Annotated in this window: 15 protein-coding genes; 5 read left to right on the plus strand and 10 right to left on the minus strand. The window is 67.9% G+C overall.

Annotated elements, in window-relative coordinates; genetic code table 11:
* Positions 1–139: 139 nt before the first annotated feature.
* The 5 genes from purH to LGN17_RS04865 all read right to left on the minus strand — a co-directional run bounded on the left by purH (position 140) and on the right by LGN17_RS04865 (position 5,791).
* Entirely contained in the window at positions 140–1,705 is a 1,566-nt protein-coding gene (gene purH / locus LGN17_RS04845; protein ID WP_175955731.1) for a bifunctional phosphoribosylaminoimidazolecarboxamide formyltransferase/IMP cyclohydrolase, read from the minus strand.
* Between the two features lie 44 nt (positions 1,706–1,749).
* Entirely contained in the window at positions 1,750–1,983 is a 234-nt protein-coding gene (locus LGN17_RS04850) for a Fis family transcriptional regulator (protein WP_006476892.1), read from the minus strand.
* Positions 1,980–3,047 carry a tRNA dihydrouridine synthase DusB gene (gene dusB, locus LGN17_RS04855; protein ID WP_085041740.1) on the minus strand — a complete coding sequence of 356 codons (1,068 nt, stop codon included), beginning with the start codon at positions 3,045–3,047 and terminating at the stop codon, positions 1,980–1,982. The genes LGN17_RS04850 and dusB overlap by 4 nt, the downstream gene beginning before the upstream one ends.
* A 124-nt stretch (positions 3,048–3,171) precedes the next feature.
* Entirely contained in the window at positions 3,172–4,365 is a 1,194-nt protein-coding gene (locus LGN17_RS04860) for a UbiH/UbiF/VisC/COQ6 family ubiquinone biosynthesis hydroxylase (RefSeq protein WP_226195366.1), read from the minus strand.
* 40 nt (positions 4,366–4,405) lie between these two features.
* Positions 4,406–5,791, minus strand: coding sequence for an aminopeptidase P N-terminal domain-containing protein (locus tag LGN17_RS04865; protein WP_226195367.1), 1,386 nt, complete (start codon positions 5,789–5,791; stop codon positions 4,406–4,408).
* A 184-nt stretch (positions 5,792–5,975) separates the two neighbouring features.
* Here LGN17_RS04865 and LGN17_RS04870 point away from each other — a divergent pair, with 184 nt between their 5' ends.
* Positions 5,976–6,590, plus strand: coding sequence for a glutathione S-transferase family protein (locus LGN17_RS04870; protein ID WP_226195368.1), 615 nt, complete (start codon positions 5,976–5,978; stop codon positions 6,588–6,590).
* A gap of 111 nt (positions 6,591–6,701) precedes the next feature.
* Here the strand turns inward: LGN17_RS04870 and LGN17_RS04875 are convergent, their stop codons facing one another.
* The 3 genes from LGN17_RS04875 to LGN17_RS04885 form a co-directional block, all read right to left on the minus strand.
* Positions 6,702–8,321, minus strand: a complete 1,620-nt coding sequence (locus LGN17_RS04875) for an FMN-binding glutamate synthase family protein (RefSeq protein WP_226195369.1) — start codon at positions 8,319–8,321, stop codon at positions 6,702–6,704.
* A gap of 118 nt (positions 8,322–8,439) precedes the next feature.
* Complete coding sequence (gene mnmA / locus LGN17_RS04880; protein ID WP_226195370.1) at positions 8,440–9,594, minus strand: tRNA 2-thiouridine(34) synthase MnmA; 1,155 nt, start codon at positions 9,592–9,594, stop codon at positions 8,440–8,442.
* Positions 9,591–10,100, minus strand: coding sequence for an NUDIX hydrolase (locus tag LGN17_RS04885; protein WP_226195371.1), 510 nt, complete (start codon positions 10,098–10,100; stop codon positions 9,591–9,593). Before LGN17_RS04885 ends, mnmA begins: the two co-directional genes overlap by 4 nt.
* A 277-nt stretch (positions 10,101–10,377) precedes the next feature.
* Between LGN17_RS04885 and LGN17_RS04890 the strand changes: the two genes are divergently transcribed.
* The 3 genes from LGN17_RS04890 to LGN17_RS04900 are packed head-to-tail and all read left to right on the plus strand — an operon-like array spanning position 10,378 to position 13,313.
* Positions 10,378–11,517, plus strand: coding sequence for a Re/Si-specific NAD(P)(+) transhydrogenase subunit alpha (locus LGN17_RS04890; RefSeq protein ID WP_226195372.1), 1,140 nt, complete (start codon positions 10,378–10,380; stop codon positions 11,515–11,517).
* A gap of 18 nt (positions 11,518–11,535) precedes the next feature.
* Positions 11,536–11,862 (plus strand): NAD(P) transhydrogenase subunit alpha, encoded by a 327-nt coding sequence (locus LGN17_RS04895; RefSeq protein ID WP_226195373.1) that lies wholly within the window; start codon positions 11,536–11,538, stop codon positions 11,860–11,862.
* Positions 11,859–13,313, plus strand: coding sequence for an NAD(P)(+) transhydrogenase (Re/Si-specific) subunit beta (locus tag LGN17_RS04900; RefSeq protein ID WP_226195374.1), 1,455 nt, complete (start codon positions 11,859–11,861; stop codon positions 13,311–13,313). The genes LGN17_RS04895 and LGN17_RS04900 overlap by 4 nt, the downstream gene beginning before the upstream one ends.
* Before the next feature lie 60 nt (positions 13,314–13,373).
* Here LGN17_RS04900 and LGN17_RS04905 read toward each other — a convergent pair whose 3' ends face one another.
* The gene (locus LGN17_RS04905) at positions 13,374–14,294 is read right to left on the minus strand and encodes a LysR family transcriptional regulator (protein WP_226195375.1); all 921 of its coding nucleotides are present in this window, start codon (positions 14,292–14,294) and stop codon (positions 13,374–13,376) included.
* Between the two features lie 80 nt (positions 14,295–14,374).
* Here LGN17_RS04905 and LGN17_RS04910 point away from each other — a divergent pair, with 80 nt between their 5' ends.
* Complete coding sequence (locus tag LGN17_RS04910; protein WP_226195376.1) at positions 14,375–15,298, plus strand: carbon-nitrogen hydrolase family protein; 924 nt, start codon at positions 14,375–14,377, stop codon at positions 15,296–15,298.
* 79 nt (positions 15,299–15,377) lie between these two features.
* On the opposite strand, the gene LGN17_RS04915 is transcribed toward LGN17_RS04910, so the two are convergent.
* Entirely contained in the window at positions 15,378–16,064 is a 687-nt protein-coding gene (locus LGN17_RS04915; RefSeq protein WP_226195377.1) for a helix-turn-helix transcriptional regulator, read from the minus strand.
* Positions 16,065–16,130: the final 66 nt, after the last annotated feature.

Genomic DNA, 16,130 nt, shown 5'->3' on the forward strand with positions numbered 1-16,130 from the left:
AAGCCTGATGCAGCGATACTACAACGAATGGTGCGGTGCGCTGGCCGCACGGCCGCGTACGAGGGCGCCGCGCAATAAAAAACCCGGCGGGTGCGATGCCGCCGGGTTGTCGTGCAGCGGCCGCGCGGGCCGCGTGCGATCAGTGACGGAAGTGGCGTACGCCCGTCAGGATCATCGCGATGTTGTGCTCGTCGGCTGCCGCGATCACTTCGTCATCGCGCATCGAGCCGCCCGGCTGGATCACGCAGGTCGCGCCGGCCGCCACGACGACGTCGAGGCCGTCGCGGAACGGGAAGAACGCATCCGATGCCACAGCCGAACCGGCCAGCGTCAGGCCCGCGTTCTGTGCCTTGATGCTCGCGATGCGCGCGGAATCGACACGGCTCATCTGGCCTGCGCCGACGCCGAGCGTCATGCCGTTGCCGCAGAACACGATCGCGTTCGACTTCACGTACTTCGCGACGCGCCAGGCGAACAGCAGGTCGTCCATTTCCTTCGGCGTCGGGTGGCGCTTCGTGACGACGCGCAGCTCGTGCGGCTGCACATTCTTCGAGTCGAGCGACTGCACGAGCAGGCCGCCGCCCACGCGCTTCAGGTCGAACGCGTTATGGCCGTCGCCCAGCGCGATTTCGAGCAGGCGCACGTTCTGCTTCGCGGCGAACACCTGCTTCGCGGCGTCGGAGAACGACGGAGCGATCAGCACTTCGACGAACTGCTTCGCAACCGCTTGCGCGGCCGCTTCGTCGACTTCGCGATTGAACGCGATGATGCCGCCGAAGGCCGACGTCGGATCCGTCTGGAACGCCTTCGCGTACGCGTCGGCCGAATCGTTGCCGACCGCGACGCCGCACGGGTTCGCATGCTTGATGATCACGCAGGCCGGCGCGTCGAACGTCTTCACGCATTCCCACGCCGCGTCCGAATCGGCGATGTTGTTGTACGACAGTTCCTTGCCCTGCAGCTGGCGGTAGTTCGCCAGCGCGCCGGCCGGCGTCGCGAGGTCGCGGTAGAACGCGGCGCTCTGGTGCGGGTTCTCGCCGTAGCGCAGGTCCTGCACCTTGTCGAACGCCATGTTCAGCGTCGCCGGGTACGCGCTGCGCGATGCGTGCTTCAGCTCGTCGGTCAGGCTCGTCAGGTAGTTCGTGATCGCGCCGTCGTATTGCGCGGTGTGCGCGAACACCTTCGTCGCGAGGCGGAAGTTGGTCGCATAGCCGACCGCATTGCCGTTCGCCTTCATTTCATCGAGCACGACCGCGTAATCGGCCGGATCGACGACGACCGTCACGTCGCGGTGGTTCTTCGCGGCCGAGCGCAGCATCGTCGGGCCGCCGATGTCGATGTTCTCGATCGCGTCGGCGAGCGTGCAGTCGTCCTTCGCGATCGTCGCGACGAACGGGTACAGGTTCACGACGAGCAGGTCGATCGTCGGGATGCCGTGCTGTTCCAGCGCCTGCATGTGCTCGGGCAGGTCGCGGCGAGCCAGGATGCCGCCGTGCACCTTCGGGTGGAGCGTCTTCACGCGCCCATCGAGCATTTCCGGGAAGCCCGTGTAATCAGCCACTTCGGTAACGGGCAGGCCCGCGTCGGCGAGCAGTTTCGCGGTGCCGCCCGTCGACAGCAGCTTGACGCCGAGGTCGGACAGCGACTTCGCGAAGTCGACGATGCCGGTCTTGTCGGAAACGGAAATGAGCGCTTGCTTGATCATGATGGAACCACCAATAGCCAGGGAAATGGGGACGGGACGGCCGCCTACAGCAGGCCGTGCTGCTGCAGTTTCTTGCGCAGCGTATTGCGATTGATGCCGAGGTACTCGGCGGCGAGCGACTGGTTGCCGCCTGCCTGTACGAGCACGACCTCGAGCATCGGCTTTTCGACGCAGGACATCACCATTTCATAGACGTCGTGCGGATTGGAGCCGTCTAGATCCCGGAAATACACGTCCAGGCTCTCGCGGACACATTGTTCGATGTTGTGCTTGCTCATGCTGCTAACTGGTTATGGTCGTCCGACTCGCCCTGGCCGTTTTCCTCTTCGTCATCGACGTAGACGAGGTGGTCCGACAGCGCCTTTTGCGCCTCGAAGAATGCATTGACGGCGGCGAGCTGCTCGCGGGTGGAATCGAGCGTGTTCATCCTGTGCCGGAACCCGTTGGCACCGGAAAGGCCGCGAGTGTACCAGCCGATGTGCTTGCGCGCAGTACGGACTCCCGTGAATTCACCATAGAAAGCGTAGTGGTCTTCCAGGTGTTCGTTCATTACGTGCTGGATCTCGTCGATCCGCGGCGGGGGCAGCAGCTCGCCGGTTTGCAGGAAATGGTCGATTTCGCGGAACAGCCACGGCCGACCTTGCGCGGCGCGACCGATCATCAGTGCGTCGGCGCCGGTTGCGTCGAGCACGGCCTTCGCCTTCGCGGGCGACGTGATGTCGCCGTTCGCGACCACCGGAATCCGCACCGCCGCCTTCACGGCCGCGATGGTTTCGTATTCGGCGTCGCCGCGGTACAGGTCGGCGCGCGTGCGGCCGTGCACGGTGAGCATCGAGATGCCGGCGGCTTCGGCCAGGCGCGCGACCGTGATCGCGTTCTTGTGCTCGCGATCCCAGCCCGTGCGGATCTTCAGCGTGACGGGCACCGCATCGGGCCCCGTGCCGACGGCCGCGACGACGGCCTCGACGATGCGCTGCACGAGCGGCTCGTTCTGCAGCAGCGCGGAGCCGGCCGCGACGTTGCAGACCTTCTTCGCCGGGCAGCCCATGTTGATGTCGATGATCTGCGCGCCGTTGTCGACGTTGTAGCGGGCCGCTTCGGCCATCATCGCCGGATCGGCGCCGGCGATCTGGACCGCAATCGGCTCGACCTCGCCTTCGTGGTTCGCGCGCCGCATCGTCTTCGCGCTTTTCCACAGCTGCGCATTGGACGCGACCATCTCGGACACGGCGTAACCGGCTCCCAGCCGCTTGCAGAGCTGGCGGAACGGACGATCCGTGACGCCGGCCATCGGGGCGACGAACAGGTTGTTACGCAATACGTGAGGGCCGATAACGGGCATCGCAATGGCACCGCCTGCGGCGGGCGCGGGCAGGGAAGGGGCAGACGGAAACGCGCATTTTACCGTATTCCCATGCCCCGCCGATTTGACCCGGTTTGAGTGGCGCGACTGTGTGCGCCGCGCGTCAGTTGCGCTGGCCGAACATCATCTGGCGCGCGATCACCTTCTTGAGCGGCGGCACGAACTCGAGCGCGGTGAGCGCGGCGCCGCGCAGCAGCGGGAGCGGGAGCGGGCCCGAGTCGATCGTGAACAGGCGAGCCAGCGTGTCGGTCGCGCCGATCGTGAGGCGCCGGTCGAGGGCGCGCCGCGCGTTGAAGGTGGCGAGCGCGGTGGCTTCGAAGCCTTGCGCGGACAGCGTATCGACGAGCGTATGCGCATCGCGCAGCCCGAGGTTGAGCCCCTGGCCGGCGACGGGGTGCAGGGTTTGGGCGGCATTGCCGACGATCGCGACGCGGCCGTTGACGAGCGTCTGCGCGGCGTTCAGGCCGAGCGGGAACGACGCGCGGCCCGCGATCGCGACGAACGCGCCCATGCGTTCGCCGAACGCGGCGCCGAGTTCGCGCAGGAACGCGTCGTCGGGCAGCGCGGCACGGCGCGCGGCTTCGTCGGGCGCGCAGCACCAGACGAGCGCGTACTCGGCCTGGCGCGGCCCGCCGAGCGGCAGCAGCGCGAGCGGGCCTTCGTGCGTGAAGCGTTCCCACGCGACGTTCGGGCGCGGCGCCGATACGGTGACCGTACCGACGAGCGCGGTCTGCCCGTAGTCGCGGCGATGCTTGGCCGTATCGGCCTGCTGTTCGTGGAACAGCCCGCCTTCGGCGTTGATGGCGATGCGTGCGCGCAGCGTGCGCTCGCCTTGCGGGCCGTCGAGCGTCAGCGTGACGCCGTCGGCGTCCTGCTGCGGCGCGCGCGCGGTGGTCGACGTGAGCCAGTCGACGCGCGTGCCGCGCACGGCGCCCGCGAGCGCCTGCATGAGCGAGCCGTAGCGCACGACATAGCCGAGCGCGGCGAGGTCGTGCTCGTCTCGGTCGATCAGCGTGCGGCCGAAGTGGCCGCGCTGCGAGACGTGGATGTGTTCGATCGGCGTCGCGTCGGCGGGCCACGCGAGGGTGTCGAGCAGCACGCGGCTGCCGTGCGACACGGCGATCGCGCGCGGGTCGTTCGCACTCGCGGCCGGTTCACGTGCATCGATCAGGGCGATCGATGCGCGCTGCGTCGCGCTGCGGCGCGCGAGCCAGCCGGCGAGCGCGAGCCCGACGGGGCCCGCGCCGACGATGGCGAGGTCATAGGCCGGCGTGGCCGGGGAGGATGCGGTCGTCATCTTGATTCGTGAAACGGAGGTAACGGTCGGCGATAGCCGGTCATGCGCCCGCGCGCATCAGCGCTTCGATCTCGTCCGCCGCGACGGGCACGCCGCGCGTGATCAGCTCGCAGCCGTGCTCGCGAACGATCGCGTCGTCCTCGATGCGGATGCCGATGTTCCAGTACTCGGGCGGCACGTCGTCGGCGGCGCGCACGTACAGGCCCGGTTCGATCGTCAGCGTCATGCCGGTTTTCAGCGTGCGCCAAGGCAGCGCGCCGTTGGCGTCACGCTCGGCGAGCCGCTCGCGGTAGTCGCCGCAATCGTGCACGTCCATGCCGATCCAGTGGCCGGTGCGGTGCATGTAGAAGCGCGCGTAGGCGCGCTCGGCGATCACGTCGTCGACGTTCGAGAAGCGCGTTTTCGGGATGATGCCGGTGTCGAGCAGCCCCTGCGCGAGCACGCGCACGGCGGCGTCGTGCGGCGCCTCGAACGGCACGCCGGCGCGGGTCGCGTCGATCGCGGCCTGCTGCGCGGCGAGCACGATGTCGTACAGCGTGCGCTGCGCGGGCGAGAAGCGCCCGTTGGCCGGGAACGTGCGCGTGATGTCCGACGCGTAGCCGTCGAGTTCGCACGCGGCGTCGATCAGGATCAGGTCGCCATCTTTCGCGACCGCGTTGCCGGCCGGGTAGTGCAGCACGCACGCGTTCGCACCGGCCGCGACGATCGAGCCGTACGCGGGCGACTGCGCGCCATGCTTGCGGAATACATACAGCAGCTCGGCCTCGAGTTCGTATTCGCGGATACCGGGGCGGCACGCCTGCATCGCACGGCGGTGCGCGAGCGCGGAGATGTGCGCGGCGCGCATCATGATCGCGAGCTCGTGCTCGTCCTTCACGAGCCGCATGTCGTCGAGCAGCGGCGTGAGGTCGAGCATCGCGTCCGGCGCGGCGACGCCGGTGCGCGCCAGCGTGCGCACCGCGTCGATCCAGCCCGCGAGCTGGCGGTCGAAGTCGGCCGATGCGCCGAACCGGTAGTGCACGGTGCCCGCGTCGGCGAGCAGGCGCGGCATCTCGGTGTCGATCACGTCGACCGCGAACGCCGCGTCGAAGCCGAACGCGTCGCGCGCGGCTTCGGGCCCGTAATGGAAGCCTTCCCAGATTTCGCGGTCGGCATTCTTGCCGCGGCAGAACAGGATCGACTCCGGCGCGCCGTGCGGCGCGGCCGCGTTCAGCACGAGGACGGCATCCGGCTCGCCGAAGCCCGTCAGGTAGTGAAAGTAGCTGTCGAACCGGTACGGATAGTCCGTATCGCGGTTGCGCGGCACTTCGGGCGCGGTGGGGACGATGGCGACGCCGCCGCCGGCGGCACGCAGTGCGGCAAGCACGCGTTCACGGCGCTGGCGGTAGACGTCGACGGCGATGGCGGTATCGAGGGGCGCGTTCATTCGTGCGATTGTAGCGCCGCGGGACGCCGTGCGTGAGAGAGGGGGCGGGAAGCGGCCCTGGAAGGGCCGCGCGGCGGTTGTTGCAAACCATCCACAGGCCATCCGGGCGATTTTCTGTCGCGCGACGCTGGCCGGTTATGATCGGCGACAACGTATACTCTCGGCGGTTCCCTTAAAAAGGCAGATGATGAAATTAATCGGTTCGCTCAGCAGCCCGTACGTCCGCAAGGCGCGGATCGTGCTGGCTGAAAAGAAGATCGACTACAAGCTGGAGCTCGAGAACGTGTGGGCGCCGGAGACGGATATTCATGCGTCGAATCCGCTCGGCAAGGTCCCGTGCCTCGTGATGGAAGATGGTGCCGCGGTGTTCGATTCCCGCGTGATCTGCGAATACGTCGATACGCTGTCGCCGGTCGGCAAGCTGATTCCGCCGTCGGGCCGCGAGCGTCTCGAGGTGCGGTGCTGGGAAGCGCTGGGCGACGGCGTGCTCGACGCGGCGGTCGCGATTCGTCTCGAACACACGATGCGCGACGAGGCGCAGCGCAGCGCGAGCTGGATCGCGCGCCAGCAGCGCAAGATCGACGACGGTCTCGTCGCGATGTCGCAGGGTCTCGGCGGCAAGACGTGGTGCGTCGGTAATCATTACTCGCTCGCGGACATCGCACTCGGCTGCGCGCTCGGCTATCTCGACTTCCGGATGCCCGAGGTCAACTGGCGCGATCGCCATCCGAACCTTGACAAGCACTTCGCGAAGCTGCTGCAGCGGCCGTCGTTCGCCGACACGCTGCCGCAGAACTGAGCCGCACGCGACGCATTCGCGCGTTGACGGATTCGGCAGACAAAAGAAAAGCGCCCCGCGGGGCGCTTTTCTTTTTGCCGGGCCTCCCCGTGGTGGGGGAGGTCGCCCGCGTCATTCGATCGACGCGTACACGGCCTCGCCGAGCGTGAACGAATCGCTGCGCGCAATCGGCCACCACTTGTCGTACAGCGTAAAGCCGCACGTGTTGCCGTCGAGCAGCGCGCCCGGCTTCAGGTACTTCAGCAACTGCGACATCAGCCGGACCTCGTGCGGCGCGATGCGCTGCACGATGTGATGCGCACGCAGCTCCGACGGATGCGCGAGGCCGGCTGCCTGCACGAGCTCCTGCAGCGCGTGCAGCGTATTGCGGTGGAAGTTGTACACGCGGTCGGCCTTGTCGGGCACGACGAGCGCGCGCTGGCGCACCGGGTCCTGCGTCGCGACGCCGGTCGGGCAACGGCCCGTGTGGCAGGTCTGCGCCTGGATGCAGCCGACCGCGAACATGAAGCCGCGCGCCGAGTTCACCCAGTCCGCGCCGATCGCGAGCGTGCGGGCGACGTCGAACGCGCTGATGATCTTGCCGCTCGCGCCGATCTTCACGCGATCGCGCACGCCGATCCCCACGAGCGTGTTGTGCACGAGCAGCAATCCTTCCTGCAGGGGCACGCCGACGTGGTCGGTGAATTCGAGCGGCGCCGCGCCCGTGCCGCCTTCCGCGCCGTCGACGACGATGAAGTCCGGCACGATGCCGGTCTCGAGCATCGCCTTCGCGATCCCGAAGAATTCCCACGGATGGCCGACGCACAGCTTGAAGCCGGTCGGCTTGCCGCCCGACAGCGTGCGCAGCCGTTCGACGAATTCGAGCAGCCCGCGCGGCGTCGAGAACTCCGAATGCGTCGCGGGCGAGATGCAGTCCTTGCCCATCGGCACGCCGCGCGTCTCGGCGATTTCCGGCGTGATCTTCGCGGCCGGCAGCACGCCGCCGTGGCCGGGCTTCGCGCCCTGCGACAGCTTCACCTCGATCATCTTGACCTGCGGATCGGCGGCCTGCTTCGCGAACCTGTCGGGGTTGAAGGTGCCGTCGTCATTGCGGCAGCCGAAGTAGCCGGACGCGATTTCCCAGATGATGTCGCCACCGTTTTCGCGGTGGTACTTCGACAGCGAGCCTTCGCCCGTGTCGTGCGCGAACCCGCCTTTCTTCGCGCCGAGGTTCAGCGAGCGGATCGCGTTCGCGGACAGCGAGCCGAAGCTCATCGCCGAGATATTGAAGATCGAAATGTCGTACGGCTGCGCGCGATTCGCGCCGACGCGGACGCGGAAATCGTGGTTCGGCAGTTTCGTCGGCGCGAGCGAGTGGCTGATCCATTCGTGCGCGACGGCCTTCACGTTCAGCTCGGTGCCGTACGGGCGATTGTCGGCGACGTTCTTCGCGCGCTGGTAGACGAGGCTGCGCTGCGCGCGCGAGAACGGCTTCTCGTCGGTGTCGTCCTCGACGAAATACTGGCGGATTTCAGGTCGGATGAATTCGAACAGGAAGCGGAAGTGGCCCCAGAGCGGGTAGTTGCGCAGGATCGCGTGGCGGTCCTGCCTCAGGTCGTACAGGCCGAGCACGACGAGGGCGAAGGGAATGATGACCCAGAACCAGGAAAGCGCGTGGATCGAGGCGAGCGCGGCCGCAGCGACGAGCAGCAGGACCGCAAACCACATCGCCAGATAGCGTCGTGAAAGCATGGGGACTCCGTAAGAATCTTGAAATACCGCCATGCGTGCGCTGCGCGGCGGCGTGCCGGCCGCGGCGGAATCGTGTTCTGCCGGGCGCGGCGTGCCGCAAGTCTAAACCGAATAGGTGTCAGCGTGCTTCGGCGAGCGCCCGCGCGGGGCCGTCCGCCGGGGCGGGCTGGCTGGCGGCCGCGGATTCGATGATCCCGCCGCCGAGGCAGATCTCGCCGTCGTACAGCACGGCGGACTGGCCGGGCGTGATGGCCCACTGCGCGTCGTCGAACGCGAGCGAGAAGCGCGCTTCGCCTGCCGGGCCCGGCGTGGCGGCGCCGAATGCGCACGCCGCGTCGGCCTGCCGGTAGCGGGTCTTCGCGCCGCACGTGAAGCCTTCGGCCGGCGGCTCCCCGGCGACCCAGCTCACGTTGCCGGCGACCAGCTCGCGCGCCAGCAGCCACGGGTGATCGTGCCCCTGCACGACGTACAGCGTGTTGGACGCGATGTCCTTCGCGGCGACGAACCACGGATCGCCGTTGCCGCTCTTGCTGCCTCCGAGGCCGATGCCCTTGCGCTGGCCGAACGTGTAGAACGCGAGACCGATGTGCTCGCCGACGACCTTGCCGTCCGGCGTCTTCATCGGGCCGGGTTTCGTCGGCAGATAGCGGTTCAGGAAATCGCGGAACGGCCGTTCACCGATGAAGCAGATGCCGGTCGAATCCTTCTTCTTCGCGTTCGGCAGCCCGATTTGGGCGGCGATCTCGCGCACCTTCGTCTTCGGGATCTCGCCGAGCGGGAACATCGACTTCGACAGTTGCGCCTGGTTCAGCCGATGCAGGAAGTACGACTGGTCTTTCGTATGATCGAAGGCCTTCAGCAGTTCGAAACGCCCATCACGCTCGCGCACGCGCGCGTAGTGGCCGGTCGCGATCATTTCCGCGTCGAGCGACATCGCGTGATCGAGGAATGCCTTGAACTTGATTTCGGCGTTGCACAGCACGTCGGGGTTCGGCGTGCGGCCGGCCGAGTATTCGCGCAGGAATTCGGCGAACACGCGGTCCTTGTATTCGGCGGCGAAGTTGACCGCTTCCACGTCGATGCCGATCAGGTCGGCCACCGACACGACGTCGATCCAGTCCTGGCGCGTCGAGCAGTATTCGCCGTCGTCGTCGTCTTCCCAGTTCTTCATGAACAGGCCGACCACGTCGTAACCCTGTTCCTTCAGCAGCCACGCGGTCACCGACGAATCGACGCCGCCCGACATGCCCACCACTACACGGCGCTTGCTCATTTGCTGACCGCCTGACGTTCGAATGATTCGGGGCGCGGCGCGACCGAATGCGTGTGCACGAAATCGAGCGGAATGCGCCGCCCGGCGAGGTAATCGTCGACGCAGCGCATCACCGCCGGCGAGCGATGGCGCTCGCCGCACGCGCGCAGTTCGTCGGCGGTCATCCACAGCGTGCGGACGATGCCGTCGTCGAGCGCATGGCCCGCGATCGGCTCGCCGGCCGTGCCGCAGAACGTGAAGCGCAGGTAGGTCGCGCCGGCGGTGCCGGGGCGGTCGTAGTGCGCGAGATAGACGCCGACGAGTGCATCGGGCGTGAACGGGTGCGCGGTTTCCTCGAGCGTTTCTCGGATCACGGCGTCGGCCAGCGTTTCGCCGGCTTCGAGATGGCCTGCCGGCTGGTTGATGCGCAGGCCCGACGAGGTTTCTTCCTCGATCATGAGAAAGCGGCCGGCGTGCTCGACGAGCGCGGCGACCGTCACATGCGGGGTCCAGATTTCGGGTTTCATGGTTCGGCATTTTACCGGTTGCGCCCGAACGCTGCCGGTCGCTACGCTAAACGAATCAGACCCTTTCAATTCGTTTGTCGTGCCGATACGCGGCGACACCGGACGGGCCGGCATCACTGTCTGGCGCGACCGTGCGGCGCCTGCCGGTACGGCCCTCGCTTTCGCCTAAAGTGAGAGTGGGTGCCGTTGCTCGTGAGCCGGTAGTGAGCCTGCCCGGCCGGTCGTGCAGCAGACGTCGTCAGAAGCGAAATACCGACAATGACTGGAGGGGCCGACGATGCATATTGGCGTGCCCGCTGAAACGCGGGCGAACGAGGCGCGTGTGGCTGCGACGCCGGAAACCGTGAAGAAATACGCGGCGGCCGGGCATCGGGTCAGTATCGCGAAAGGGGCCGGCATCGCAGCGAGTTATCCCGACGAGGCCTATGCGGCCGCCGGGGCCAACCTGACCGGCCAGGCGGCCGCTTTCGATGCCGACATCGTGTTGAAGGTCCAGGCGCCGACGGACGCGGAACTGCCGTTGCTCAAGCGCGGCTCCGTGCTGGTCGGCATGCTCGAGCCGTTCAACGGCGAGCAGGCGGCGACGCTCGCCGCGGCCGGCGTGACGGGCTTCGCGCTCGAAGCCGCGCCGCGCACGACGCGTGCGCAGAGTCTCGACGTGCTGTCGTCGCAGGCGAACATCGCGGGCTACAAGGCCGTGCTGGTGGCTGCGGCGCTGTATCCGCGCTTTTTTCCGATGCTGATGACGGCCGCGGGCACCGTGAAGGCCGCGCGCGTGCTGATTCTCGGCGCGGGCGTCGCGGGCCTGCAGGCGATCGCGACCGCGAAGCGCCTCGGCGCGGTGATCGAGGCGTCCGACGTGCGGCCGGCCGTGAAGGAGCAGATCGAGTCGCTCGGCGCGAAATTCGTCGACGTCCCGTATGAAACCGACGACGAGCGCGAGGCGGCGCAGGGGGTGGGCGGCTACGCGCGCCCGATGCCGCCGTCGTGGCTCGGCCGTCAGGCCGCGCTCGTGCACGAGCGCGCGAAGCAGGCCGACATCGTGATCACCACCGCGCTGATTCCCGGGCGCCCCGCGCCGACCTTGATTTCGGTCGAAACCGTGCAGTCGATGAAGCCGGGCTCGGTGCTCGTCGATCTGGCGGCCGGCCGCGGCCCGGAATTCGACGGGCGCAAGAGCGGCAATTGCCCGTTGACGGTTGCCGACCAGGTGATCGTGCACGGCGGCGTGACGATCGCGGGCTACACGAATCTCGCGTCGATGGTCGCAGCGGATGCGTCGGCGCTGTATGCACGCAACCTGCTCGACTTCATGAAGCTGATCGTCACGAAGGACGGCACGCTGAACATCGACCTGACCGACGACATCGTCGCCGCGACGCTCCTGTGCCGTGACGGCGAAGTCGTGCGCAAGTAACCGGGGGAGGAGGCGGCCATGGAAGTCATCAATCACACGGTGATCAACGTGATCATCTTCGTGCTGGCCGTGTACGTCGGCTATCACGTGGTATGGAACGTCACGCCGGCGCTGCATACGCCGCTGATGGCCGTGACCAATGCGATCTCGGCGATCGTCATCGTCGGCGCGATGCTGGCGGCGGCGTTGACCGTCGGCACGACCGGCAAGGTATTCGGCACGCTCGCGGTCGCCCTTGCGGCCGTCAACGTGTTCGGTGGCTTCCTCGTGACGAGGCGCATGCTCGAGATGTTCCGCAAGAAGGCGCCCAGGCAGGCCGGGGACGGCAAGGAGGGCGCGCGATGAGCATGAACGTCGTCACGCTGCTGTACCTCGTCGCGTCGGTGTGCTTCATCCAGGCGCTGAAAGGCCTGTCGAACCCGAAGAGCGCGCGGCGCGGCAACCTGTTCGGGATGGCCGGGATGGCCATCGCGATCCTCACGACGCTCGCGCTGATCGTCAGGCAGGCCGCGTGGCTCGGCGCGAACCTGCCGCTCGGCATCGCGCTGGTGCTCGGCGCGCTGATCGTCGGCGGCGGCGTGGGCGCGTTCGTCGCCGCGCGCGTCGAGATGACGAAGATGCCGGAGCTCGTCGCGGCGATGCACTCGCTGATCGGTCTCGCGGCCGTGTGCATCGCGTATGCGGTGGTGTCTGAGCCGGAAGCGTTCGGGCTCGTGCCGCAGGACGCCGTGTCGTCGAATTTCATCCCGTACGGCAACCGCGTCGAGCTGTTCGTCGGCTCGGTCGTCGGCGCGATCACGTTCTCCGGTTCGGTGATCGCGTTCGGAAAGCTGTCGGGCAAGTTCCGGTTCCGGCTGTTCCAGGGCGCGCCGGTCGTGTATGCGGGCCAGCACCTGCTCAACCTGATGCTCGCGCTCGCGATGCTCGGCTTCGGCATCCTGTTCTTCATCACGCAGTCGTGGCTGCCGTTCATCATCATGACGGCGATCGCGTTCGCGCTCGGCGTGCTGATCATCATCCCGATCGGCGGCGCGGACATGCCGGTGGTCGTGTCGATGCTGAATTCGTACTCCGGGTGGGCGGCGGCCGGCATCGGCTTCTCGCTGAACAACGCGATGCTGATCATCGCCGGCTCCCTCGTCGGATCGTCGGGCGCGATCCTGTCGTACATCATGTGCCACGCGATGAACCGGTCGTTCTTCAACGTGATCCTCGGCGGTTTCGGTGGCGACGCGGCGGCGGGTGGCGCGGCAGGTGCGAAGGAGCAGCGGCCGGTGAAGTCGGGCTCGGCTGAAGACGCGTCGTTCATGCTCGGCAACGCGGAAACGGTCGTGATCGTGCCGGGCTACGGGCTGGCCGTGGCCCGTGCGCAGCACGCGCTGAAGGAGCTGACCGACAAGCTGATCGAGAAGGGCATCGACGTGAAGTACGCGATTCATCCGGTCGCGGGGCGGATGCCGGGGCACATGAACGTGCTGCTCGCGGAAGCGGAAGTGCCGTACGAGATCGTGCACGAGATGGAGGACATCAACGGCGAATTCGGCCAGGTCGACGTCGCGCTCGTGCTCGGCGCGAACGATGTCGTGAATCCGGCCGCGAAGAACGACCCGGCGTCGCCGATCGCGGGGATGCCGATCATCGAGGCGTACAAGGCGCGCACGGTGATCGTGAACAAGCGCTCGATGGCGGCCGGCTACGCGGGGCTCGACAACGATCTCTTCTACATGGACAAGACGATGATGGTGTTCGGCGATGCGAAGAAGGTCATCGAGGACATGGTGAAATCGGTCGAGTGACGCACGCGCCGGCCATGCGGCTGCCTGCTTCGATTCATGGCCGGCGTGACCGGGTTTTTTTCATGGCGCGACGAGATGTGCGACGCACGCGGCAATCGTGTCGCGTACGCGCACGATCGCCGGATCGCGCTGCGTGCTCGTGCGCCAGCCGATTTCGACCGGGTAGCGCGGCAAGTCGAGCGGGCATGCGAGCGCGCGCAGCGGCGTGGATTGCGCGATCACGCGCGCCGCGTGCGCGGGAATCGTCGCCACGGCATCGGAGCCGGCGAGCAGGTACGGCAGCGCGGCGAAATGCGTGGTCGATGCCGCGACGCGCCGTTTGTGGCCGAGCGTGGCCAGCGCCTCGTCGACGATCCCGATCACGCCACCCGACGATACGAGCAGGTGGTCGCGCCGCAGGAAATCGGCGAGCGTCAGCGCGCGCGGCGCCCGCTCGCGGGCGGCCGGATCGATCAGGCACGCGTAGCCGCCCGTCGCGACCGCGCGCCGGCTGAGCCCGTTCGCCGAGAAGCCGCCCGACGCGATCGCGAGGTCCACACCGTGACGCAGCAGCGCGTCGCCGGCGATGCCGCTGTGCGTCTGCCGGAAGATCAGCCGGATGCCGGCGGCTTCCCGCGCGACGGCGTCGATCAGCGCGCGGCCGAGCGCGATCTCGAAGTCGTCCGACAGCCCGATCGAGATCGTGCGGCCGATACGGTCGCCGCCGTCGGCCGCGATCGCGAGACTTTCGCGGCAACGGTCGAGGGCGTCGGACAGGATCGGCTTCAGTTCGTCCGCGCGTGGCGTCGGCGCGAGCCCGCGGCCGGTGCGCACGAACAGCGGATCGGCATAGATCACGCGCAGCCGCGCCAGCGCCGCGCTCACCGCCGACTGCGTGAGGCCGAGCCGCAGCGCCGCGCGGCTCGCGCCGCCTTCCTCGTACAGCGCCTCGAACACTTTCAGCAGGTTCAGGTCGAGGCTGGCGATATCATCCGTATTCATGACACTTGTCGTTCTATCGATTTGATCGATGACATCATATCGATAAAGATGGCGTTACCCCATTCACCGGAGACGCCTCCATGTCCACCTCAGTCATCGCCGCGCTGCAGATCGGCGCATCGCCCGCCGGCACGCGCGCCACGCTCGACACGATCCTCGACTACGAAACCGCGATCCGCGACAGCGGCGCGTCGCTCGTCGTGCTGCCCGAGGCCGTGCTCGGCGGCTATCCGAAAGGCGAGATCTTCGGCACGCGGCTCGGCTACCGGCTGCCCGAAGGCCGCGACGCGTATGCGCGCTACGTCGCGCAGGCGATCGACGTGCCGGGGCCGGAAACCGACGAACTGGCCGCGCTGTCGCAGCGCACGGGGGCGAGCCTCGTGGTCGGCGTGATCGAGCGCGGCGGCAGCACGCTGTACTGCACGGCGCTGTTCTTCGATCCGCGCGACGGGCTCGTCGCGAAGCACCGCAAGCTGATGCCGACCGGCACCGAGCGCTTGATCTGGGGGCAGGGCGACGGCTCGACGCTGCCCGTCGTCGACACGGCTGCGGGCCGTGCAGGCGCCGCGATCTGCTGGGAGAACCACATGCCGTTGCTGCGCTGCGCGATGTACGCGAAGGGCGTGCAGATCTGGTGCGCGCCGACCGTCGACGAGCGCGACGTCTGGCAGAGCTCGATGCGGCATATCGCGCACGAAGGGCGCTGCTTCGTCGTCAGCGCGTGCCAGGTGCAGCCGTCGCCGCGCGCGCTCGGCATCGACGTGCCGGGCTGGGATCCGGAGCGGCCGCTGATCCGCGGCGGCAGCGTGATCGTCGGGCCGCTCGGCGACCTGCTGACGCAGCCGCTGATCGGCGAAGCCGGGCTCGTGGCCGCGCGCATCGATACCGATGAACTCGTGCGGGCGCGCTACGACTTCGACGTGGTCGGGCATTACGCGCGCCCCGATGTGTTCTCGCTGCACGTCGACGAGCGGACGAAGCGGACCGTGGTGTTCGGCGGGTAGGGAGGGGTGGGCCGGGCGCCGCACGGCGGCCCGGAACATGAACGGCGGCGGTGCGCGGCGCGCACGCCGTCGTACCGCGTCAGCGCATCGGCGCTTCGGCGATCCGCAGGTAGTCGGCGATCCGCCGCCCTTCCATGTCCGGAAACTGCTCGTGCACGATGACGTCGCCCATCCGCGCGATGTCGAAGGTACGGAAATCGCCGCGCAGCTCGCACCACGCGCCGATCGTCCAGCGCCCGCCCCAGTAGACGAGCCCGAGCGGCCACACGCGACGTTGCGAATGCGCGCCGAGCCGGTCGCGGTAGTCGAAGCTGACGACGTGGCGCGTGTCGATGGCCTGGTGGATTGCGTCGACCTTCGCGCAAAACGTCTCGTCGACGTGGAACGACGGCGCGAACACCGGCAGGCGGTCGAGCGCCGTGCGCTTGTCGGCCGGCATCGCCGACGCGATCTTCGCGAGCGCCGAACGCGCGCCGCTCGCGAAGCGCGCACCGCCCCAGGTTTCGAGCATGCGTGCGCCGGTGGCGAGCGCGGCGAGTTCCTCGGCCGTGAACGTGAGCGGCGGCAGGCTCGCGTTGCGGTTCAGCCGGTAGCCGATGCCGGCTTCGCCTTCGATCGGGACCCCTGACAGCTGCAGGTCGCGCACGTCGCGATAGACCGTGCGCGGCGACACCGACAACCAGTCGGCCAGCTGCTGCGCGGTCGTGAGACGACGCCCGCGCAAGAGCTCGGCGATCTGGAACAGGCGGTCGGCACGGCGCGTCATGACGGCACCTCGATTCCAACGGCGGTGGGGACTTCGCGATGATAGCGCCGCGCGGGCGCGACGGCC

This window comes from Burkholderia sp. AU30280, assembly GCF_020420125.1.
GTDB lineage: Bacteria > Pseudomonadota > Gammaproteobacteria > Burkholderiales > Burkholderiaceae > Burkholderia.